The organism is Kitasatospora sp. cg17-2, from assembly GCF_054031055.1.
The window spans coordinates 4,120,265-4,142,357 of record NZ_CM132923.1 but is presented as its reverse complement, the minus strand read 5'-3'; the positions used below and the strand labels follow the sequence as shown (position 1 = coordinate 4,142,357).

Annotated in this window: 19 protein-coding genes; 6 read left to right on the top strand and 13 right to left on the bottom strand. The window is 73.6% G+C overall.

The window, feature by feature from the left end:
* The first annotated feature begins 479 nt into the window (after positions 1-479).
* Positions 480-1,172, top strand: a complete 693-nt coding sequence (locus ACW14Y_RS17145) for a SigE family RNA polymerase sigma factor (RefSeq protein ID WP_380309663.1) — start codon at positions 480-482, stop codon at positions 1,170-1,172.
* A 234-nt stretch (positions 1,173-1,406) separates the two neighbouring features.
* Here ACW14Y_RS17145 and ACW14Y_RS17140 read toward each other — a convergent pair whose 3' ends face one another.
* The 4 genes from ACW14Y_RS17140 to deoC form a co-directional block, all read right to left on the bottom strand.
* The gene (locus ACW14Y_RS17140; protein ID WP_380309652.1) at positions 1,407-2,045 is read right to left on the bottom strand and encodes an ATP-binding protein; all 639 of its coding nucleotides are present in this window, start codon (positions 2,043-2,045) and stop codon (positions 1,407-1,409) included.
* A gap of 297 nt (positions 2,046-2,342) precedes the next feature.
* Positions 2,343-3,245, bottom strand: coding sequence for an aldehyde dehydrogenase family protein (locus ACW14Y_RS17135; protein WP_380309654.1), 903 nt, complete (start codon positions 3,243-3,245; stop codon positions 2,343-2,345).
* Positions 3,238-4,752: an aldehyde dehydrogenase family protein gene (locus ACW14Y_RS17130; protein ID WP_030393420.1), complete on the bottom strand. Its 1,515-nt coding sequence runs from the start codon at positions 4,750-4,752 to the stop codon at positions 3,238-3,240. Before ACW14Y_RS17130 ends, ACW14Y_RS17135 begins: the two co-directional genes overlap by 8 nt.
* Before the next feature lie 5 nt (positions 4,753-4,757).
* The gene (deoC, locus tag ACW14Y_RS17125; protein WP_030393421.1) at positions 4,758-5,744 is read right to left on the bottom strand and encodes a deoxyribose-phosphate aldolase; all 987 of its coding nucleotides are present in this window, start codon (positions 5,742-5,744) and stop codon (positions 4,758-4,760) included.
* 140 nt (positions 5,745-5,884) lie between these two features.
* Between deoC and ACW14Y_RS17120 the strand changes: the two genes are divergently transcribed.
* Positions 5,885-6,568 (top strand): PH domain-containing protein, encoded by a 684-nt coding sequence (locus ACW14Y_RS17120; RefSeq protein WP_380309656.1) that lies wholly within the window; start codon positions 5,885-5,887, stop codon positions 6,566-6,568.
* Between the two features lie 67 nt (positions 6,569-6,635).
* On the opposite strand, the gene ACW14Y_RS17115 is transcribed toward ACW14Y_RS17120, so the two are convergent.
* The 3 genes from ACW14Y_RS17115 to ACW14Y_RS17105 form a co-directional block, all read right to left on the bottom strand.
* Complete coding sequence (locus ACW14Y_RS17115; protein ID WP_380309658.1) at positions 6,636-8,336, bottom strand: phospho-sugar mutase; 1,701 nt, start codon at positions 8,334-8,336, stop codon at positions 6,636-6,638.
* A gap of 338 nt (positions 8,337-8,674) precedes the next feature.
* A complete protein-coding gene (locus ACW14Y_RS17110) occupies positions 8,675-9,496 on the bottom strand; it encodes a purine-nucleoside phosphorylase (RefSeq protein WP_266269790.1) in 822 nt (273 codons plus the stop codon).
* A 140-nt stretch (positions 9,497-9,636) separates the two neighbouring features.
* Positions 9,637-10,074 carry a gamma-glutamylcyclotransferase gene (locus tag ACW14Y_RS17105; protein WP_030393425.1) on the bottom strand — a complete coding sequence of 146 codons (438 nt, stop codon included), beginning with the start codon at positions 10,072-10,074 and terminating at the stop codon, positions 9,637-9,639.
* Positions 10,075-10,152: 78 nt separating this feature from the next.
* Between ACW14Y_RS17105 and ACW14Y_RS17100 the strand changes: the two genes are divergently transcribed.
* The gene (locus ACW14Y_RS17100) at positions 10,153-11,607 is read left to right on the top strand and encodes an NAD(P)H-quinone dehydrogenase (protein WP_380309661.1); all 1,455 of its coding nucleotides are present in this window, start codon (positions 10,153-10,155) and stop codon (positions 11,605-11,607) included.
* 236 nt (positions 11,608-11,843) lie between these two features.
* The gene (locus tag ACW14Y_RS17095) at positions 11,844-12,812 is read left to right on the top strand and encodes a DeoR/GlpR family DNA-binding transcription regulator (protein WP_456988190.1); all 969 of its coding nucleotides are present in this window, start codon (positions 11,844-11,846) and stop codon (positions 12,810-12,812) included.
* A gap of 171 nt (positions 12,813-12,983) precedes the next feature.
* On the opposite strand, the gene ACW14Y_RS17090 is transcribed toward ACW14Y_RS17095, so the two are convergent.
* The 6 genes from ACW14Y_RS17090 to ACW14Y_RS17065 form a co-directional block, all read right to left on the bottom strand.
* Positions 12,984-14,756 carry an acetyl/propionyl/methylcrotonyl-CoA carboxylase subunit alpha gene (locus ACW14Y_RS17090; RefSeq protein WP_380312863.1) on the bottom strand — a complete coding sequence of 591 codons (1,773 nt, stop codon included), beginning with the start codon at positions 14,754-14,756 and terminating at the stop codon, positions 12,984-12,986.
* Between the two features lie 251 nt (positions 14,757-15,007).
* Entirely contained in the window at positions 15,008-15,847 is an 840-nt protein-coding gene (locus ACW14Y_RS17085; RefSeq protein ID WP_380384011.1) for a hypothetical protein, read from the bottom strand.
* Positions 15,848-16,124: 277 nt separating this feature from the next.
* A complete protein-coding gene (locus ACW14Y_RS17080) occupies positions 16,125-16,724 on the bottom strand; it encodes a nucleoside triphosphate pyrophosphatase (RefSeq protein WP_380384008.1) in 600 nt (199 codons plus the stop codon).
* Positions 16,725-16,768: 44 nt separating this feature from the next.
* Complete coding sequence (mmpB, locus tag ACW14Y_RS17075; protein ID WP_380312857.1) at positions 16,769-16,894, bottom strand: morphogenic membrane protein MmpB; 126 nt, start codon at positions 16,892-16,894, stop codon at positions 16,769-16,771.
* Between the two features lie 139 nt (positions 16,895-17,033).
* On the bottom strand, positions 17,034-17,255 hold the full coding sequence (locus ACW14Y_RS17070; protein WP_030393431.1) for an acyl-CoA carboxylase subunit epsilon: 222 nt from the start codon (positions 17,253-17,255) through the stop codon (positions 17,034-17,036).
* A 35-nt stretch (positions 17,256-17,290) separates the two neighbouring features.
* Positions 17,291-18,880, bottom strand: coding sequence for an acyl-CoA carboxylase subunit beta (locus ACW14Y_RS17065; RefSeq protein WP_456987478.1), 1,590 nt, complete (start codon positions 18,878-18,880; stop codon positions 17,291-17,293).
* 255 nt (positions 18,881-19,135) lie between these two features.
* Between ACW14Y_RS17065 and ACW14Y_RS17060 the strand changes: the two genes are divergently transcribed.
* Positions 19,136-20,035 (top strand): biotin--[acetyl-CoA-carboxylase] ligase, encoded by a 900-nt coding sequence (locus ACW14Y_RS17060; RefSeq protein WP_456987476.1) that lies wholly within the window; start codon positions 19,136-19,138, stop codon positions 20,033-20,035.
* A gap of 151 nt (positions 20,036-20,186) precedes the next feature.
* Positions 20,187-21,473 carry an adenylate/guanylate cyclase domain-containing protein gene (locus ACW14Y_RS17055; RefSeq protein ID WP_380309165.1) on the top strand — a complete coding sequence of 429 codons (1,287 nt, stop codon included), beginning with the start codon at positions 20,187-20,189 and terminating at the stop codon, positions 21,471-21,473.
* Positions 21,474-22,093 lie beyond the last annotated feature (620 nt).

The window sequence follows — 22,093 nt, the reverse complement described above, 5'->3', positions numbered from 1 at the left end:
GGGACAGTGGCAGGGACGAAAGCCCCGGCCCTGTGACAGCCCTGTGACAGTCGACGGACAGCGTCATCACAACCGGCGGGCAGGATTTTCCATGTCGCCGCAGGACAGCGGGCCAATCGGCCCACTGGACGGCGGCAACGGAACCGCTCGAACCGATCCAGAGGGGGCGCACGATGAACGCCACGCTTCAGACCCGGACCAACCCGGCCGTCCTGACCGCGCGTTCGTCAGCGACCGCCCACCGGAGCCGGTTCGAGACCGGGGCGGAGGAGACCTCCGGTGCCGTGATCGCACGGGGATGCGCCCACAGCACCGGTGGAAGCACTGTCGCCCGCCGGGTGAGCGGCGGCGGCAGGACGGGGGAGTTGCACGGGATCGGCCACCGGGGGAACACGGCCGATTCCGCCGCGACCTTGACGCTGCGGGGGATCCTCCCCGTCCGCGTCGAGGGCACGGACACCCCGGCGGGGAACCGGGGTATCGGGGGAACGGGCCTGCGGAAGGCCGACTCGGGGGAGTCGGCCGGCCGCGAGGCCGCCGGTGCGACGCTGCTGCGGCTGAACCCCGCAGCGGCCCGCACCACCGGGCAGACGGCGGGCGGGGCGGCGTTCACCGCGGCGCAGGGGGAGCGCCCGGCGGTCGCGGAGGACCACATCACGGAGTTCACCGCGTACGTGCGTGAGCGCCGCGCCTCCCTCTACGCCACCGCCTACCACCTCACCGGTGACCGCTACGAGGCCGAGGACCTGCTGCAGAGCGCGCTCTTCAGCACCTACCGGGCCTGGGGCCGGATCACCGACAAGGCCGCGGTGGGGGGCTACCTCCGCCGCACCATGACCAACCTGCACATCTCCGCCTGGCGGCGCCGCAAGGTCAACGAGTACCCGACCGAGGAGCTGCCGGAGACGGTCGGCGACACCGACGCGATGGGCGGCACCGAGCTGCGCGCCGTGCTCTGGCAGGCGCTGGCCAAGCTGCCGGAGAACCAGCGGACCATGCTGGTGCTCCGGTACTACGAGGGCAAGACCGACCCGGAGATCGCCGACGTGCTCGGCATCAGCGTCGGCACCGTCAAGAGCAGCATCTGGCGCGCGCTGCGCCGGCTGCGCGACGACGAGCAGCTGAACACCTCGGGCGACACGATCCGGGCGTTCGGCGAGCTGGTCGCGTAACGCGACCGGGACAGGACTCCCGTCGGGGGACGGGTAGCAGGACGGATGCGGACCAGGCGGCGCCGGCTCGGGGGAGCGGCGGCGCAGGGGGGAGCCGTGACCGTCCGGGGAAGGCGGCGGGCCCGGTGCGGGGGAGACGCACCGGGCCCGCCGTTCCGCGTTTCCGACCGTTCCGCGTCGCCCGGCGCGCCCGCGCGGGGCGACCGCCGTCCGGACCTTCGTTCGGGCCGCCGTTCAGACCGCCGAGAGCTCCCCGGCCCGGGCCGCCGCGCGGATCCGTCGCTCGGCCTCGGGCCCGGCGCAGGGACGCGCCCCCAGGGCCACCTGGCGGCCGACGATGCCCCGCTCGGCCCGCATCAGCCGCCAGCCGCGCCGCAGCAGCACGGGCAGCGACTTGCGGCCCTCGCGGACGTCCCGGCGCAGCCGCCACCAGGCGGTCGTGAGGGCGCCGTTGCGCAGGCACAGCGCGTCGCCCAGCAGCTCCGCGGCGGCGCAGTCGGACGTGATCTCGGCCGCGAAGATGCCCTCGGCGACGAACGCGGTGGCCCCGTCGAGCTCCAGCACCCTGGTGTCGACCCGGCCGTTCGCCGGGATCGAGTACACCGGCACCTCGGCCCGGCCCGTGTCGCACAGGGCGCGGATGGCCGCCACGGCCTGGTCGCGGTGCCAGGACAGCGGGGAGTCCCAGTCCACCGCCCCGTCGGGCAGCAGGGGCAGGCTGGGGTCGTCGCCGTCCTTGTAGAAGTCGTCGAGCTGGAGCACGGGCAGGCCGCTGCGCTCGGCGAGCGAGGACTTCCCGGAGCCGGAGGGCCCGGAGAGCAGGACCACCCGGGCAGGGGCTATCGACACAGGGTTCAGCGGGGAGTCACTCACGGGACACCAGTCTGACGCATCGGGGCCCGATGCCGAAACCCTGTCGACGGGCCCGGGGAAGGACGGCCCGGGAAAGCCGCTCCGGGAACGGCGGCGCGGGAGGGACGGGCCGGGAAGGACGGGCCGGGAAAAGACGGCCCCCGGGAAATACGACGGACCCGCGCCAGGGGGGGAGAGGCGCGGGTCCGTCCTGTGACCGTCCGGGCCCTGGGGGGGTGAGGGCACGGGGGACGGCCAGTCTGTGGAGTTGTCACCGACTCGCGGTCACGGAGCGTAGCAGCTCCGAGGGGCCGAAGGTCAGATACCCATCGGGTGCCAGACCGTCTTCGTCTCCAGGAACGAGAGTAGCCGGTCCGTTCCGGGAGCATTGGTCCAGTCCTGGGCGAACGGGTCCGGTACCGGCCGGATCACCCGCTTCAGGGTATCCGCGGCCAGGGCCTCCAGCCCGCCCGCCGCGCCGGGACCGTCGGCGGCGATCGCGCCGGTCAGGTCCACCGCGTTGACGTCCTGGTGCGAGGCCAGGGTCGGCGCGATGTCCGCCGTCCGGCCGGACAGGATGTTGACCACGCCGCCCGGGACGTCCGAGGTGGCCAGCACCTCGCCCAGGGACAGCGCGGGCAGCGGCGCGTCGGCCGCGGCCGCCACCACCACGGTGTTGCCCGTGGCGACGGCCGGGGCGATCACCGAGACCAGGCCGAGCAGCGAGTGACCGTAACCGGCCTGCGGCGCGACGATCCCGACCACGCCGGTCGGCTCCGGGGTGGAGAGGTTGAAGAACGGACCGGCGACCGGGTTGGCGCCGCCCGCGATCTGCGCCACCTTGTCGGTCCAGCCCGCGTACCAGACCCAGCGGTCGATCGCGGCGTCCACCAGGGCGGCGGCCTTCTTCGCGCCGACGCCCTCGGAGAGCGCCACCTCGGCGGCGAACTGCTCCCGCCGGCCCTGCAGCATCTCGGCGACCCGGTACAGCACCTGGCCGCGGTTGTACGCGGTGGTGCCCGACCATCCCTTGACCGCCGCGCGGGCGGCCACGACCGCGTCGCGGGCGTCCTTGCGGGTGCCGAGCGGCGCGTTGGCCAGCCACTCGCCCTTGGCGTCCGTCACCTCGTACACCCGCCCGCTCTCGGAGCGCGGGAACTTCCCGCCGACGTACAGCTTGTAGGTCTTGAGGACATCAAGACGGCTCACGACATCAGACATCGAGGTAGGCCTCCAGACCGTGCCGGCCACCCTCGCGGCCGTAGCCCGACTCCTTGTAGCCGCCGAACGGCGAGGTCGGGTCGAACTTGTTGAAGGTGTTGGCCCAGACGACGCCGGCCCGGAGCCTGCTGGCCGTCCAGAGGATGCGCGAGCCCTTCTCCGTCCAGATGCCGGCGGAGAGGCCGTACGGGGTGTTGTTGGCCTTCGCGACCGCCTCGTCGGGGGTGCGGAAGGTCAGCACCGACAGCACCGGGCCGAAGATCTCCTCCTGGGCGATCCGGTGGGCCTGGCTGACGCCGGTGAACAGCGTCGGCCGGAACCAGAAGCCGGTGCCCGGCAGCTCGCACGCGGGCGACCAGCGCTCGGCGCCCTCGGCCTCGCCGGCGTCGGTCAGCGCGGTGATCCGGGCCAGCTGCTCGGCGGAGTTGATCGCGCCGATGTCGGTGTTCTTGTCCAGCGGGTCGCCGACCCGCAGGGTGCCCATCCGGCGCTTCAGCGCGTCCAGCAGCTCGTCCTGGACCGACTCCTGGACCAGCAGGCGCGAACCCGCGCAGCAGACGTGGCCCTGGTTGAAGAAGATGCCGTTGACGATGCCCTCGACGGCCTGGTCGATCGGCGCGTCGTCGAAGACGATGTTGGCGGCCTTGCCGCCCAGCTCCAGCGAGAGCTTCTTGCGGGTGCCGGCCACCTGCTTGGCGATCGCCCGGCCGACCGGGGTGGACCCGGTGAACGCGACCTTGTTGACGTCCGGGTGCGCGGTGAGCGCCGCACCCGTGCTGCCGTCGCCGGTGACGATGTTGACGACGCCCTTCGGCAGGCCCGCCTGGCGGCAGATCTCGGCGAAGCGCAGCGCGGTCAGCGGGGTGGTCTCGGCCGGCTTCAGCACGACCGTGTTGCCGGTGGCCAGCGCCGGGGCGATCTTCCACGCCAGCATCAGCAGCGGGAAGTTCCACGGGATGACCTGGCCGGCCACGCCCAGCGGCTTCGGGTTCGGACCGTAGCCGGCGAAGTCCAGCTTGTCGGCCCAGCCCGCGTAGTAGAAGAAGTGGGCGGCGACCAGCGGCAGGTCGACGTCGCGGGTCTCGCGGATCGGCTTGCCGTTGTCGATCGACTCCAGCACGGCCAGCTCGCGGCTGCGCTCCTGGATGATCCGGGCGATCCGGAACAGGTACTTGGCGCGCTCGCTGCCCGGCAGCGCCGACCAGTCGGTGAAGGCGGCCCGGGCGGCGGCGACCGCGCGGTCGACGTCCTCGGCGGTGCCCCGGGCGAACTCGGCGAGCACCTGCTCGGTGGCCGGGTTGACCGTCTTCAGCGCCTCGCTGCCGGAGGAGTCGACGAACTGGCCGCCGATGAAGTGGCCGTAGGAGCTGGCGATGTCGCCGGCCGCGGCGGGCGACTCGGGGGCCGGGGCGTAGCCGAAGAGGCCGCCCGCCGGCTTGCCGGCCGGCTCGGCCGGGGCCTGCGGCGCGGCCGCGGGCGCTTCGGTCTTCTTGGTGTTCTTGGCCATGATTCTCAGTCCACCGTCACGTAGTCGGGACCGGAGTACCGTCCGGTGGTCAGCTTCTGGCGCTGCATCAGCAGGTCGTTGAGCAGGCTGGAGGCGCCGAAGCGGAACCAGTGCGGGCTCAGCCAGTCGTCGCCGAGGGTCTCGTTGACCATCACCAGGTACTTCATCGCGTCCTTGGTGGTCTTGATCCCGCCGGCGGGCTTCACGCCGACCTGGACGCCGGTGGCCGCGCGGAAGTCGCGGACCGCTTCCAGCATCAGCAGGGTGACCGGCGGGGTCGCGTTGACGGCGACCTTGCCGGTCGAGGTCTTGATGAAGTCGGCGCCGGCCAGCATCGCCAGCCAGGAGACGCGGCGCACGTTGTCGTACGTCTGCAGCTCGCCGGTCTCGAAGATCACCTTGAGGTGGGCGTAGCTGCCGTCGGGGCGGCGGCAGGCCTCCTTGACGGCGACGATCTCGTTGTACACGTCCAGGTAGCGGCCGGAGAGGAAGGCGCCCCGGTCGATCACCATGTCGATCTCGTCGGCGCCGGCGGCGACCGCGTCGGCGGTGTCGGCGAGCTTGACCGGGAGCGCGGCGCGCCCGGCGGGGAAGGCGGTGGCGACGGAGGCGACCTGGATGTCGGTGCCCCGGAGCGCCGCCTTCGCGGTGGCGACCATGTCCGGGTAGACACAGATCGCCGCGACGCGGGGGGTGGTCGGGTCGGTGGGATCGGGGGTCCTGCCCTTGGTGCACAGCGCGCGCACCTTGCCGACCGTGTCCGCGCCTTCCAGCGTGGTCAGGTCGATCATCGAGATGGCCAGGTCGATGGCGTACGCCTTGGCCGTGGTCTTGATCGAGCGAGTACCGAGCGTGGCGGCACGCGCCTCCAGGCCGACCTGGTCGACACCGGGCAGGCCGTGCAGGAAGCGACGGAGCGAGGCCTCGGACGCCGCGACGTCCTCGAGACCGCTGCCCGCGACGCCGGGGGCATTGGCTGCAAGAGTGGACATAGTCACCACACCAGCATATCTACGCGCGTAGTCAATCGCCAGAGGCACTGCGCATCGATGCCGGACCGAGATCTCCGCGCCCCGGGAACCCCAACCGTCACCCCTGTGGATCGCCCGGGCCATGGGGCAGAATCGTCGACATGACCGAATCCCACGGCGGGCCCCGACCGGGCCCGGCCGGTTCCGATGGGGAGCCCGTGTACGCCGAACGCGTGTACCGCTCCGTTCCCGGCGTGATCTCCGGGGTGCTGCTGCTGGCCGTCGCGGCCTGGCTGATCGGGGACGCGGCCCTCAACGGCAGCGGAAAGACGCCCTGGGTGGCGCTGGCCGCCGTCCCGGTGTTCGCCTTCCCGGTGATCGCCTACACCCTGCGCCCGGCCGTCCGGGCCGACGAGCGCCGCCTGGTCGTCCGCAACCCGCTGCGCACGATCACCGCGCCCTGGGCCGCCGTGGACGCGCTGCGCGCCGGGTACTCGGTCGAACTCCTCGCCGAGGGCAAGAAGTACCAGGTGTGGGCGGTGCCGGTGTCGCTGCGCCAGCGCAAGCGCGCCGCCCGGGCCCGCGAGCGCGGCGGGCAGGCGCACAGCTCCCGCCTCGGCATGGTCTTCGGCGCGGGCGGCACGCCGTCCGGGGCCGGGGTCCAGGGCTCCACGGACCCGAACCGGGCCTGGTCCGACCAGGTGGTCGGCGTCCTCCAGGACATGGCCGAGCGCAACGCCTCCCGGCCCGACGCGGCCGGGCCGATCGAGGTCCGCTGGTGCTGGTGGATCATCGCCCCCACCGTGGCCGGTCTGATCGCCCTGATCACCGTGATCGCGGTCTGACCGACCCCTGACGCACGAGGAGGGCCCACCGGCACCGCCGGTGGGCCCTCCGTCGTTCTCCGGGGTGTCAGCCGTCGATGCCGGCGGCGGCCGCGAGGTCCCGCTTGACGGTGGCGAGCAGCTCGGCGGCCCGGGCGCGGGTGTCCGCGAGGTCGGCGGCCGAGGCGACCGGGAGGACGACCTCCAGGTAGCACTTCAGCTTGGGCTCGGTGCCCGAGGGGCGGACCACGATCCGCGCCGAGCGGACGGCGTCGCCCGCCAGGTAGTAGCGCAGGCCGTCGGTCGGCGGCAGCTCGGCGGAGCCGGCGGCGAGGTCGTCGGCGCGGGCCACGGTGAGCCCGGCCAGGGTCGTCGGCGGCCGCTCGCGCAGGGTGCGCATGGCGTCGGCGATGACCGAGAGGTCCTCGACCCGGACGGAGAGCTGGTCGGTGGCGTGCAGGCCGTGCTCCAGCGCCAGGTCGTCCAGCAGGTCGGTCAGGGTGCGGCCGGAGCGCTTGAGGGTGGCGGCGAGCTCGGCGACCAGCAGGGCGGCGGTGATGCCGTCCTTGTCGCGCACGCCCTCCGGGTCGACGCAGTAGCCGAGCGCCTCCTCGTAGCCGTAGCGCAGGCCCCCGGCGCGGGAGATCCACTTGAAGCCGGTGAGGGTCTCGGCGTAGCCGAGCCCGGCGGCCTCGGCGATCCGGCCGAGCAGGGTGGAGGAGACGATGGTGGTGGCGAAGGTGCCGGCGGCCCGCTTGGAGACCAGCGCGGCGCCCAGCAGCGCGCCGACCTCGTCGCCGCGCAGCATCCGCCAGCCGTCCCCGCCGTCGGCCGGGACGGCCACCGCGCAGCGGTCGGCGTCCGGGTCGTTGGCGATGACGATGTCCGGGCCGGCCGCGGCGGCGGTGCGGAAGGCGAGGTCCATCGCCCCCGGCTCCTCCGGGTTGGGGAAGGCGACGGTCGGGAAGTCCGGGTCCGGCTCGGCCTGCTCGGCGACCACGGTGGGGGCCGGGAAGCCGGCCCGGTCCATGGCGGCGAGGAAGGTGTCGCGCCCGACGCCGTGCATCGGGGTGTAGACGATGTCGAGCTCCCGCGCGCTGTGCGGGTCGACGATCGACGCGGCGCGGTCGAGGTAGGCCTCGACGACGGACTCGTCCACCGTCTCCCAGCCGTCCGCGGCGAGCGGGACCTCGGTCAGCGAGCCGATCGCGTCGATCTCGGCGGCGATGCCCGCGTCGGCCGGGGGCACGATCTGCGAGCCGTCGCCCAGGTAGACCTTGTAGCCGTTGTCCTGCGGCGGGTTGTGGCTGGCGGTGACGGTCACACCGGCGGCGGCGCCGAGGTGGCGGACCGCGAAGGCGAGCACCGGGGTGGGCAGCGGGCGCGGGAACAGCAGCGCGCGCAGGCCGGCGCCGACCACCACGGCGGCGGTGTCGCGGGCGAAGTCGTAGGACTTGTGGCGGGCGTCGTAGCCGATCACGACCAGGTCGCCGAGGCCCTGCCGCTTGACGTAGGCGACCAGGCCGGCGGCGGCCCGGATCACCACGGCGCGGTTCATCCGCATCGGGCCGGCGCCGAGTTCGCCGCGCAGGCCGGCGGTGCCGAACTGGAGGCGGTCGGCGAAGCGGTCGGCCAGCTCGGACCAGGCGAGCTTGGCGTTGGCGTCGGCGTCCGGGGTCTCGGCGTCGGCGAGCAGCGCGGCGAGCTCCTCGCGGGTCTGCGGGTCCGGGTCCTCGGCGAGCCAGGTACGGGCCCGGGCGAGGAGGTCGGTGGTGGTTGCCTGCGTCATGGCTGCAGCTCCATCGGGAAGTGCGTCGGTGGTCGGCCGGGAGGTGGCCCCGGACCGGGCCGGACCGGGCCCGGCGGGTCGGGCGGTTCCGGTCGTACGGGGCGGTGCCGGTCGTGCGGAGGGTGCGGGAGGCACGGGGCGGGGCAGGGAGGTGCGGGCGGTGCCGGACGGGAGGTGCGGGACGAAACGTACGGCGTGCCGGCGGCGGGAGGCGGTGTCCGGTGCCCCCGGGCGGCGGCGTGTCGGGCCCGGGCACGCGGAAGGGGCCCGCGGGCGGCTGTGATCACCGGATCACGCCCGTCCGCGGGCCCCGTCGCTCATGCCGCTGTCGCCCGGCGTCAGATCCGCTCGAGGACCTTGGCCAGCAGCGCGCCCATCCGCTCGGCGGAGGCCTTGCCGGCCTCCAGCACCTCGGCGTGGTTGAGCGGCTCGCCGGTCATGCCGGCCGCCAGGTTGGTGACCAGGGAGATGCCGAGCACCTCGGCGCCGGCCTCGCGGGCCGCGATGGCCTCCAGCGTGGTCGACATGCCGACCAGCTCGCCGCCGATCACCCGGGCCATGTTGACCTCGGCCGGGGTCTCGTAGTGCGGGCCGCGGAACTGGACGTAGACGGCCTCGTCGAGGGTCGGGTCCACCTCGCGGCAGAGCTCGCGCAGCCGCTTGGAGTAGAGGTCGGTGAGGTCGACGAAGTTCGCGCCGACGATCGGGGAGTCCGCCGTCAGGTTGATGTGGTCGCTGATCAGGACCGGCTGGCCGGGGACCCAGGTCGGGCGCAGACCGCCGCAGCCGTTGGTCAGCACGATGGTCCCGCAGCCGGCCGCGGCGGCGGTGCGCACGCCGTGGACGACGGTGGCGACCCCGTGGCCCTCGTAGTAGTGGTTGCGGCCCAGGAAGATCAGGGCCCGCTTCTCGCCGATCCGCACCGAGCGGATCGTGCCGGCGTGACCGGCCACGGCGGCGGCGGGGAAGCCCGGGAGGTCGGTGACCGGGAACTCCGCCACGGTCTCGCCGAGGGCGTCGGCGGCCGGCACCCAGCCGGAGCCCATCACCAGGGCGACGTCGTGGCGCTCGGCACCGGTCAGCTCGCGCAGGCGCTCGGCGGCGGCCTGGGCGGCGGCGTAGGGGTCGGCGGAGACGACCGACTGAGGAGATGCGTTCACACGTCCGAGGATAGACGGGAAATGGCTACGCGCGTAGAAAATCCTGGTACGACGTGCCGGATCGTTACCCGGATGGCGTGAACGTACAGCTCCGGGGCGGCGGAAACGCGCCGCGACCCGGAGCAATCTCCAAAGAGGTCTCAGCAGGGGCGGCGGCGCAGGTCCAGCACGTAGTCGTCGGGGGCGCCGGCGCTCTCCGCCGCGTCCGCGATCAGGCCCAGGTAGCGGGCCGCCGGCAGGCCGCCCTCGTAGTCGTTCAGCACGTACGTCCAGACCGGCACGTCGCCGTCCAGGGTCTGCGCCCGGAGCCGGGTCTTGCGGTAGATCCCGAGCTGGACGCCCTCCCAGCGGTCCAGCCCCTCCTCGTCCATCGGCGACACGTCGTACAGCGAGACGAAGACCTGGTCCTTCTCGTCCTCCACCACGGTGGCCAGCGAACCCTCCCAGCCGAGGTGCTCGCCGCCGAAGGTCAGCCGCCAGCCGGACAGCCAGCCCGTGCCGCGCAGTGGCGAGTGCGGGGCGCGGCGGGTCATCTGCCGGGCATCGAGGTTGGTGGCATACGCGGCGTAAAGGGGCATGGGGCGAAGCCTACGTTCACCGGCCGATCCGACAGAAGCCCCGACCCCGGCGTGGCAGTGCTCCCGGCGTGCGGGACAATGGGTGACGTGACTCGGATCGTGATCATCGGTGGCGGACCAGGCGGCTACGAGGCGGCGCTCGTCGCGGCCCAGCTCGGCGCGGAGGTGACCGTCGTCGACCGCGACGGCCTGGGCGGATCGGCGGTGCTCACGGACTGCGTGCCGTCGAAGACGCTGATCGCGACGGCGGAGGTGATGACGACCTTCGACAGCTCGTACGAGGAACTCGGCATCATCGTCGCCGACGACACCCCGCACATCGACAGCCCGGCCAGGGTGGTCGGGGTCGACCTCGGCAAGGTCAACCGCCGGGTGAAGCGGCTGGCGATCGCGCAGTCCCACGACATCACCCAGTCCGTCACCCGGGCCGGCGTCACCGTGCTGCGCGGCCGGGGCCGACTGGGCACCGGCGGGCAGGCCGCGGACGGCTCCCGCGAGGTGCTGGTCGACGCCCCCGACGGCAGCGTGCAGGCCGTGCGCGCCGACGCGGTGCTGATCGCCACCGGCGCCCACCCGCGCGAGCTCCCGGACGCCCAGCCGGACGGCGAGCGGATCCTGACCTGGACCCAGGTGTACGACCTGGAGGAGCTGCCGCGCGAGCTGATCGTGGTCGGCTCCGGCGTCACCGGCGCCGAGTTCGCCGGCGCCTACCAGGCGCTGGGCTCCCGGGTCACCCTGGTCTCCTCGCGCGACCGGGTGCTGCCGGGCGAGGACCCGGACGCCGCCGAGGTGCTGGAGGAGGTCTTCCGCCGCCGCGGCATGAACGTGATGAGCCGCTCCCGCGCCGAAACGGTCAAGCGCATCGGCGACACGGTCGAGGTCACCCTCTCCGACGGCACGGTGATCGAGGGCACCCACTGCCTGATGGCGGTCGGCTCGATCCCGAACACCGCGGAGATGGGCCTGGAGGAGGCCGGGGTCAAGCTCAACGACTGGGGCCAGATCCAGGTCGACCGGGTGTCCCGCACCTCCGCCCCCGGCGTGTACGCGGCCGGCGACTGCACCGGCGTCTTCATGCTCGCCTCGGTCGCCGCCATGCAGGGTCGGATCGCGATGTACCACGCGCTGGGCGACGCGGTGCAGCCGCTGAACCTCAAGACCGTGGCCTCCAACGTCTTCACCGACCCCGAGATCGCCACCGTCGGCTACACCGCGGCCGATGTGAAGTGCGGCAAGATGGACGCGGTCGAGGTCAAGCTCCCGCTGCGCGGCAACCCGCGCGCCAAGATGCAGGGCATCCGGGACGGCTTCGTGAAGCTCTTCTGCCGCCCCGGCACCGGCATCGTGGTCGGCGGCGTGGTCGTCGCCCCGCGGGCCAGCGAACTGATCCACCCGATCGCGCTCGCGGTGGACGCCAATCTGACGGTCGAACAGGTGGCCAGCGCCTTCACCGTCTATCCGTCGGTCTCCGGCTCCACCGCCGAGGCCGCCCGCCAGCTCCACATCCGCAAGCGCGACGCCGGCGAATCCTGAGCCTCCGGTGCCCAGTTGAGGGCGGTCGCCGTTCGGCGGCCGCCCTTCGCGCGTCCGGGGGTGTCACCCGGACGGCGGGCGCAGCCCCGGCGTACCGGCGGCGCGAATTGTACGGTCACGCGCCGCTCGGGCGTGAGCAATTCCCGCTACTAGCAGCAAACGCCTGAAAGCAGACGGTCACGCAGGTTACCGTCGGTTCTGTGTTTGCAGCAGAACGTCGCCAGTTGATCCTCGAAATGGTGCGCGCCAACGGAGCCGTCTCGCTCCGGGAGTTGGCCCGCGTCGTCCAGACCTCCGAAGTGACCGTGCGCCGCGACGTACGGGCCCTGGAGGCAGAAGGGCTCCTCGACCGCCGGCACGGCGGCGCGGTGCTCCCCGGCGGCTTCAGCCGCGAACCCGGCTATCCGCAGAAGACCCACCTCTCCGCCGCCGAGAAGAGCGCCATCGCCGATCTCGCCGCCGGACTGGTGGAGGAAGGCGACGCCGTGGTGGTCGGCGCAGGCACCACCACCCAGGAACTCGCCCGCCGACTCGCCCGGGTGCCCGGGCTGACGGTGGTCACCAACTCGCTCCTCGTCGCCCAGGCCCTGGCGCACGCCAACCGGGTCGAGGTGGTGATGACCGGGGGCACCCTGCGCGGTTCCAACTACGCCCTGGTCGGCAGCGGGGCCGAACAGTCGCTGCACGGGCTGCGGGTCACCAAGGCCTTCGTCTCGGGCAGCGGGCTCACCGCCGAACGCGGGCTCTCGACCACGAACATGCTCTCCGCGAGCGTGGACCGGGCACTGGTGCAGTCGGCCGCCGAGGTGATCATCCTCGCCGACCACACCAAGCTCGGCGCGGACACCATGTTCCAGACCGTCCCCACCGAGACCATCACCCGGCTGGTCACCGACGAGCACGCCACCGCGGACGACGCCACCGCCCGCGAACTGGACGCGCTCGCCGACTGCGGGGTGCAGATCGACCTCGCCCCGCTCGGAACCCCGCCGACCGGGGACGCCCCGGTCCACGGCACCGGCAGCGGTCCCGTCCACCAGACCCAGCCCGGCCCGCTGGTCCGCCGCAGCGCGCCGCCGCCCGGCGGGGCCCCGCTGCCCGGCCAGCGGCGGCCCGGCACCCACGGCGGTCCCGGCGGGCCGGGCGGGCCCGGTGGCCCGATGCCGGTCAGACTCGCCGAACTGGGCCTGCCGCGCGGGCGCTGAGGCCCGCGGGGCGGGGCCGCTGCTCCGGCTCGCCGCACCGCATCGCAGCGCGCCGCAGCGCAGCGCATCGCACCATGCACCACCGCACGGCCGCCGAAAACGTGACCGGTCCGCACACCCGAAGGTGTACGGACCGGCGGCGGACCTGTCAGCGCCCGATCGGGCCCCGCATCAGTCCTTGATCTCGCAGAGCGCCGCGCCACTGGAGACGCTCGCACCCACCTCGGCCTTGAGGCCGACGATCGTGCCCGCCTTGTGCGCGTTCAGCGGCTGCTCCATCTTCATCGCCTCCAGGACGACGATCAGCTCGCCCTCGGCGACGACCTGACCCTCCTCCACCGCGACCTTCACGATGGTGCCCTGCATCGGCGAGGCCAGCGTGTCACCGCTGACCGCCGAACCGGCCTTCTTGGCACCGACCCGGCGCTTGGCCTTCGCGGCCCCGGCACCGGCCGCCGGAGCGGCGGCGACGCCCAGCGAGGACGGCAGCGAGACCTCGATCCGCTTGCCGCCGACCTCGACGACCACGGTCTCCCGGCCCTCGGCCTCCTCGCCCTCGCCGGCCGTACCGACGAACGCGGGGATGGTGTTGTCGAAGTCCGTCTCGATCCACCGGGTGTAGACCGTGAACGGGCCCTCGCTGCCGTGCACCTCCGGCGCGAACGCCGGGTCGGTCACGACCGCCTGGTGGAACGGGATGGCCGTCGCCATGCCCTCGACCTTGAACTCGGCCAGCGCGCGCCGCGCCCGCTCCAGCGCCTGCTTGCGGTCCCGGCCGGAGACGATCAGCTTGGCCAGCAGCGAGTCCCAGGCGGGGCCGATGACCGAACCGCTCTCCACGCCCGAGTCCAGCCGGACGCCCGGGCCCGATGGCGGCGCGAACAGCGTCACCGTGCCCGGCGCGGGCAGGAAGTTGCGGCCCGGGTCCTCGCCGTTGATGCGGAACTCGAAGGAGTGACCCCGCACCTCCGGGTCGCCGTAACCGAGCTCCTCGCCGTCCGCGATCCGGAACATCTCCCGGACCAGGTCGATCCCGGTGACCTCCTCGGTGACCGGGTGCTCCACCTGCAGACGGGTGTTGACCTCCAGGAAGGAGATCGTGCCGTCCACCGCCACCAGGAACTCGCAGGTGCCGGCGCCCTCGTAACCGGCCTCCTTGAGGATGGCCTTCGACGCCCGGTACAGCTCGGCGTTCTGCTCGGGGGTCAGGAACGGCGCGGGCGCCTCCTCGACCAGCTTCTGGTGCCGGCGCTGCAGCGAGCAGTCACGGGTGGACACGACCACCACGTTGCCGTGCTTGTCCGCGAGGCACTGGGTCTCGACGTGCCGCGGGTTGTCCAGGTAGCGCTCGACGAAGCACTCGCCGCGACCGAAGGCGGCGACCGCCTCCCGGACCGCCGAGTCGTACAGCTCCGGGATCTCCTCCAGGTTGCGGGCGACCTTGAGGCCGCGACCGCCGCCGCCGAAGGCCGCCTTGATGGCGACCGGCAGGCCGTGCTCCTGGGCGAAGGCGACGATCTCGTCGGCACCCGAGACCGGGTCCGGCGTACCGGCGACCAGTGGGGCACCGGCGCGCTGCGCCACGTGCCGGGCGGTGACCTTGTCGCCCAGGTCGCGGATGGCCTGCGGCGGCGGGCCGATCCAGGTGAGGCCCGCGTCGAGCACTGCCTGGGCGAACTCGGCATTCTCCGACAGGAAGCCGTAGCCGGGGTGGACGGCGTCCGCACCCGAGTCGGCGGCGGCCTGGAGGACCTTGGCGATGTCCAGGTAGCTGGTGCCGGGGGTGTCGCCGCCCAGCGCATAAGCCTCGTCGGCCGCGCGGACGTGCAGCGCATCCCGGTCCGGCTCGGCGTAGACGGCGACGCTGGCGATACCGGCGTCCGAGCAGGCCCGGGCGACGCGGACAGCGATTTCCCCGCGGTTGGCGATGAGCACCTTGCGCACTGTGGCTCCCTTCTTGAACCTCGTTGAGTTTATGGATTCCTGGGCAGTACCGGCGAGTAGCCCCAGGTTGTGAACTATCCCACACAGAGGGTGATGCGCCCGGACGGGTGGTGGGCGGCCCGACGGGAGTATGTGCAGGTGATGGCGCATGCGGCCCGGGTGGTGCGGCGACTGCGCTCGGTGACGGGGCGGCGTGGCGGCGCGGTGGGTCCGGCGGGCCGGGTGGCACCTGCCGGCGGCGCGCGTGCCGTTCAAGGAATGGGGGCGGAGGCGGGGGCCGGGCCGGGGGTCGGCGCGGGTGTCGTCGCGGCTGCGACCGGGGGCGTGGTTCCGGGTGCGGTTCCGGCGGTGGTGTCCGGACCGCCCGGAGGCGTCGGTGCGCGTTCCAGGGCCAGGGCGGTGACGTCGGCGATCTGCTCGACCACGTCCGGGCCGTAGGCGCCCGGGTTGACCACCTTGAGCAGCAGGGCGAAGGTGCCGTCCGTGCCGTACCGGCGGACCAGCCGGCGGTGGTGGGTGACCAGGTGGCGGACGCCGGCGTGGTTGGCGATGCCGGTCTGGCCGGAGATCAGGAAGACCGGGCGGCCGTGCCCGGGTGTGGCCAGCCGGGCGAGCAGGACGTACTCCCCGGCCCGGAGGTCGGCGGCGTACGACCGGCCGCCGATGGTGATGGTGTTGTCCCGCACCACCTGGTCGTTCGAGATCACGACCCCCGGCAGGCCCCAGGCCAGGTGGGCGGCCATCCGCTCGTTGGAGACGGGGCCGCCGAAGCAGAACTCGGTCTTGGCGCCGAGGCCGCGCGGGGCGGCGTCGTGCGCGACCAGGTCCGTGTGCGCGCCGCACTCCTTCACCAGGGCGGCCAGTTCCATCAGCGCGTAGGCGTCGCGCCGGGTGACCGTCCGGGGGTGCGCGCCGGTGCCGATGCTGCGGTTGACCACGATCAGGCACTCGCTGCCGGCGGGCAGGCCGAGGAAGTCCCTGGTCCGTTCCAGCCGGCGTCTTCGGCGCAGGCTCTGGCCGAGCCAGCCGAGGACAGCACTGATCGCGCTGGCCACCAGGCCCAGCAGGACGTTGAGCAGACTGTCGGTCATCCGCTCGCCATCTCCCCCGTCGGTTTGGAGCGTCGGCGCCGTCCGGGCGCCCCTCTAGCGTGCATCACATCGGATTGTCGGCGGGGCAGATGGCGACAATTGTGCCGCTCTTTGGCGCGTGGGCGACGCCCCGGCGGCGCTCCGGTGGCCGACTCCCGGCGGGCGGGAGACGCCCCGGCACGACCGGGCCCGCGGCGTACGCGGGCCCGTCGTACGCGCAGGGTCCGGTGCGGGCAAGGGGGGTGGGCGCGGCCCGGGTGCCGGGCCGGTCGGCCCGTCAGACCCAGAGGTCGGTGATCCGCACGCCGAGTTCGGCGAGCAGTCCGCGCAGCAGCGGCAGGGAGAGCCCGATGACATTGCCCGGGTCGCCGTCGATGCCCTCGACGAACGGGGCCGAACGGCCGTCCAGGGTGAACGCCCCGGCCACGTGCAGCGGCTCGCCGGTCGCGATGTACGCGGCGACCTCGGCGTCGTCCGGGGTGCCGAAGCGGACGGTGGTGGAGGCGGTGGCGGAGGCCTGCCGACCGGTGGCGGTGTCGATCACGCAGTGGCCGGTGCGGAGCACCCCGGCCCGGCCGCGCATGGCCTGCCAGCGGGCCAGCGCCTCGGTCGCGTCGGCGGGCTTGCCGAGGGCCTGGCCGTCCAGCTCCAGCACCGAGTCGCAGCCGATCACCAGCTCGCCCCCGGTGAGGGTGACGGCGACGGCCTCGGCCTTGGCCTCGGCGAGCACGAGGGCGAGTTCGGCGGGGGTGGCGGCGGTGAGGGCGTCCTCGTCGACGCCGCTGACCACCACGCGCGGGTCGAGGCCCGCCTGACGCAGCAGCCCGAGCCGGGCGGGGGAGGCGGAGGCGAGCACGAGGGAGCGGCGGTCGGTCATGCCACCAGGGTAGAGGGCTGCTCCGGGCGGTCGTTCCGCGGTCGTCAGACCATCAGCAGGACGGCGATCACCAGGGTGAGGACGGCGAGCACATGGCCGGCCCGGTGCAGTCGTCGCTGCATGCGCCGGGCTTCCGGGGAGGGCTCGTCGCGGGGGTCTGACCAGAGCATCGTTCCAGGGTGCGCCCCCGGTCGGCGGGGCGCCTGAGTACGCGTACTCAGCTTTCGGGGCAATCCGGGCCCGGAGCGGGAGCGCGAACGGCCGCCCGGCACCGCGGTGGGCGGTGCCGGGCGGCCGTGACGAGCCTCGCTAACCGGCCCAGCCGGAGGTGCGCCAGGCGTTGACGCCGGGGCGCGGGGTCGCGCGCAGTCGGCGCGCGCGGTCGTTCCAGGCGGAGTCCGGGCCGTCGCCCGCGCGGCGGGCCGCCTCGGCGGCGGCCTGCGCGGCGGCGGCCCGGGACTGGACCACCGCCAGGACGGTGGCCAGCTCCTCGGGGGTCGGCTGCCCGTGCAGCACATGGATCGGGGCCATGCTCAATCCTCTCGCGTTCCTCCTGGGAGGAGCCACTACAGCGGAATGTTGCCGTGCTTCTTCGGGGGCAGCACCTCGCGCTTGCCGCGCAGCGCGCGCAGGCCGCGGACGATGTGCCGGCGGGTCTCACTGGGCGCGATCACCGCGTCCACGTAGCCGCGCTCGGCCGCCAGGTACGGGTTGAGCAGGGTGTCCTCGTAGGAGGCGATCAGCTCGGCCCGCTTCTCCTCGGCCAGGCCGGCCGCGTCGGCCTCGGCGATCTCCCGCCGGTGCAGGATGTTGACCGCGCCCTGGGCGCCCATCACGGCGATCTGCGCGGTCGGCCAGGCCAGGTTGAGGTCGGCGCCGAGGTGCTTGGAGCCCATGACGTCGTACGCGCCGCCGAAGGCCTTGCGGGTGATCACGGTGATCAGCGGGACGGTCGCCTCGGCGTAGGCGTAGATCAGCTTGGCGCCGCGGCGGATGATGCCGTCCCACTCCTGCTCGGTGCCGGGCAGGAAGCCGGGCACGTCGACGAAGGTGATGACGGGGATGTTGAAGGAGTCGCAGGTGCGGATGAACCGCGCGGCCTTCTCGCTGGCGGCGATGTCCAGGCAGCCCGCCAGGTCCATCGGCTGGTTGCCGACGATGCCGACCGGGTGGCCCTCGACCCGGCCGAAGCCGGTGATGATGTTGCCGGCGTAGAGCGGCTGGGTCTCCAGGAACTCGCCGTCGTCGAGGACGTGCTCGATCACGTGGTGCATGTCGTACGGCTGGTTCGCCGAGTCCGGCACCAGGGTGTCGAGTTCGAGGTCCTCGTCGGTGACGGACAGGTCCGCCTCCTCCGGGAAGGCCGGCGGGTCGGAGAGGTTGTTGGAGGGCAGGTACGAGAGCAGGCTCTTGACGTACTCGACCGCCTCCTTCTCGTCCGCCGCCAGGTAGTGCGCGTTGCCGGACTTGGTGTTGTGGGTGCGCGCGCCGCCCAGTTCCTCCATGCCGACGTCCTCGCCGGTGACGGTCTTGATCACGTCGGGGCCGGTGATGAACATGTGCGAGGTCCGGTCGGCCATCACCACGAAGTCGGTGATCGCGGGGGAGTAGACCGCGCCGCCCGCGCAGGGGCCCATGATCAGCGAGATCTGCGGGACCACCCCGGAGGCGTGCACGTTGCGGCGGAAGATCTCGCCGTACAGGCCGAGCGAGACGACGCCCTCCTGGATCCGGGCGCCACCGGAGTCGTTGATGCCGATGACCGGGCAGCCGGTCTTCAGCGCGAAGTCCATGACCTTGACGATCTTCTCGCCGAAGACCTCGCCGAGCGAGCCGCCGAAGACGGTGAAGTCCTGCGCGAACAGCGCGACCTGACGGCCGTCCACGGTGCCGTAGCCGGTCACCACGCCGTCGCCGTACGGCCGGTTCTTCTCCTGGCCGAAGTTGATCGAACGGTGCCGGGCGAACTCGTCGAACTCGACGAAGGAGTCCTCGTCCAGCAGCTCCGCGACGCGCTCCCGGGCCGTCAGTTTGCCCTTGGCGTGCTGCTTCTCGACCGCCTTGGCGGAGCCGGAGTGCACCGCCTCGTCGATCCTGCGCCGGAGGTCGGCGAGCTTGCCGGCGGTGGTGTGCGGGTCGTGCGACGCCTCGGTCATTCCGGTGGCTCTCCCTGATCCTGGGCCGCTACCTGTTTTCGGTGGCGCGGGCCGGGTGGGGGCGGCGCGGACGAGGGGTGCAGGGCGGCACAACGAACTACCGTTGGGTAGCGTAGCCAGCGCGGAGGGCCCGGCGTAATGTCCGGCCGTTATGGCCAGCGCCACAGTGTCGTCGGTGCCCGTTCCGGGAGACGATGGGACGGCGTACGGCCACCCGGCCGGTGGCGGACCCGCTGTCCGCCTAGGGTGAGCCGCATGACCTCCGACACCCCCCGCCGCAGTGGACTGCGCGGCCTCGGCCACGCCGGACCGTCGCCGTGGACCGACCTGGACCGCCCGCCGCTGGACGCCGCCACGCTCCGCCGGGACCTGGTGCGCCCCGGTGGGCTCTGGACCTCGCTGGACGTCGTCGAGGAGACCGGTTCCACCAACACCGACCTCGCCGCCCGGGCCCGCGCGGGCGCCCCGCAGGGCGCGGTGCTGATCGCCGAGTCGCAGAACTCCGGCCGGGGCCGGCTGGAACGGCAGTGGACCGCGCCCGCCCGTTCCGGCCTCTTCCTCTCCCTCCTGCTTCGCCCGGACGAGGTACCCGTCGAACGGTACGGCTGGTTGCCGATCCTGGTCGGCGTCGCCGCCGCGAGCACCCTGAGCCGGGTCGCCGAGGTCGAGGTCGGTCTGAAGTGGCCCAACGACCTGCAGGTGGAGGTCGACGGCGCGGAGCGCAAGATCGGCGGCATCCTGACCGAGCTGGGCGGCGGGGCGGTGGTCGCCGGTCTGGGCCTCAACGTGTCGCTGCGGGCCGCCGAGCTGCCCGTCCCCACCGCCGCCTCGCTCGCCCTGGCCGGCGCCGCCGTCACCGACCGGCCCACCCTGCTGCGCGCGCTGCTGCGCGAGTTCGCCGAGCTGTACGGGGAGTGGACGGCCGCCGGCGGGGACCCGCACGCCAGCGGCCTGCTGCGCGCGTACGCGCAGCGCTGCACCACGCTGGGCCGGCCGGTGAAGGTGCTGCTGCCCGGCGACCGGGAGCTGGTCGGCGAGGCGGTCGCGGTGGACGGGGCCGGGCAGCTGGTGGTCCGTACCCCGGACGGCGGGCGGCGGGCGGTCGGCGCGGGGGACGTCGTCCATGTGCGCCCGGAGCCGCGCGACGGGCGGTAGCGGGGCCGCTCGGGCCGCCCGGGCGGCGCGGTGCGGGGCGGCGACGGCGGCGCGGGCCGGAGCCCCGTTCCGGACCCCGCGCCGGGCGGGTCGCGCGTCGTGCGCCGGGCGGGTCACCGTGCCTCTCCTTACCTCCCCTTGACTCGGGCGGATGCCCCGGATCGCGCGATTCCGTGCGAACATTCCACCTGGCAGCAGTGTGAGGCGCGCCACTGCCCGAACGGGGGCGGCCGGCCCGCACTGGCACGACACGAGGCGAGTGCGGCGACCGCACGGGGACGGACCGGTGGCAGAGGACGGCAGCAACGGCGGTGGCAACGGCGCCGACGGCAACGGAGGCCCGACGGGCTCCGACGACCAGACCGTCGCCCTCGACCTCGAACGCCTGATCCTGGACGCGCCACGCCGCTACACCCCCTACCAGGCCGCGCGGGCCGCCGACGTCCCGATGGAGCTGGCCACCCGCTTCTGGCGGGCGATGGGCTTCCCGGACATCGGCCAGTCCCGGGCGCTGACCGACGGCGACGTGATCGCGCTGCGCCGGCTGGCGGGCCTGGTCGAGTCGGGCCTGCTGAGCGAGTCGATGGCGATCCAGGTGGCCCGGTCCACCGGGCAGACCACGGCCCGGCTCGCGGGCTGGCAGATGGACACCTTCCTGGAGAACCTCACCCAGTCCGTCGAGCCCGGTCTCACCCGGGCCGATGTCGCCTACCCGCTGGTCGAGCTGCTGCTGCCGGAGCTGGAGCAGTTCCTGGTGTACGTCTGGCGGCGGCAGCTGGCCGCCGTCACCGGCCGGGTGGTGCAGGCCGCCGAGGACAACGAGATCACCAGCGGCCGGCTCGCGGTCTGCTTCGCCGACCTGGTCGGTTTCACCCGGCTGTCCCGGCGGCTGGAGGAGGAGGAGCTCGGCGAGCTGGTCGAGACCTTCGAGAACACCTGTTCCGACCTGATCGTCGGCCGCGGCGGCCGGGTGATCAAGACGCTCGGCGACGAGATCCTCTTCGTCTCCGAGGACCCGGTGGTCGCGGCCGGGATCGCGCTCAGCCTGATCGAGGCGCTGGCCGAGGACGACACCATCCCCGCCCTGCGGGTCGGGATGGCCTTCGGCACGGTCACCTCGCGGATGGGCGACGTGTTCGGCACCACGGTGAACCTGGCCAGCCGGCTCACCTCGATCGCGCCCAAGGACGCGGTCCTGATCGACGGCGAGTTCGCGGCCGCGCTGGAGCAGTACGGCAGTGTCGCGCCGGCCGGGGAGGACGGGTCCGGGCTGGCCGACGCCCTGTCGGTGGCGGCGGGGCTGCCGCCCACCGGGCAGCACGGGCCGCTGCCGGAGGCGGGGCACCGGTTCAACCTGCAGCCGATGTGGCGCCGCCCGGTGCGGGGGCTCGGGCTGGTCGAGCCGTGGCTGCTCTCCCGGCGGCCGCACGGCGAGTAGCGCGCGGCGACCGGCGCGAGGCCGTGGCGGGCCCGAAGGCCGTCCGGCGGCAGTCGTCCGGCATCCGTCCGGCATCCGTTCGGCGGCAGCTCGGCGCCGCCCCGTCGCCCTTCGGGCCCGGCCCCCGTCACAGCCCGCCACCGGTTCCGGTGCCGCCCCCGTTGCCGCCCGTCGCCGGGCGCCGCCCCTCCGTGCCGCCCCGCCGCCGTCCGACCGGCGGGCCGTCGCGCCACGCCGAACGGTTGAAGGCCGCCCGGTCCGGTGAATCCCGACTCCCAAACGGGGCATAACCGAACGAAACCGCCATAGTCTTGGTGCAGGCGCTCCGGTCGGGCGGCCGGAGTAGCGAACCGTCGGGCGGGTAACCGATGTCGGACGGGTAGGACCTTCGGGAGCCTTCGGTGGCCGCGCCGGTACGGACGGTGCGGGCACGGCGGTCGTCCGCCGACCACCAGGAGGACCGGGCACAGGGAGCGAGGCGAGCCGGTGAGCAGTGAGGCGATCATGACGGACCGCGACTGCGACCGGACGCGGCAGCCGGCGGCGGCCGCGCCGGCGGCCCCCGCCCCCGGGGTGCCGCGCGCCCCCGTCGGCGGTGCGGGCACCGACGCGCGGTTGGC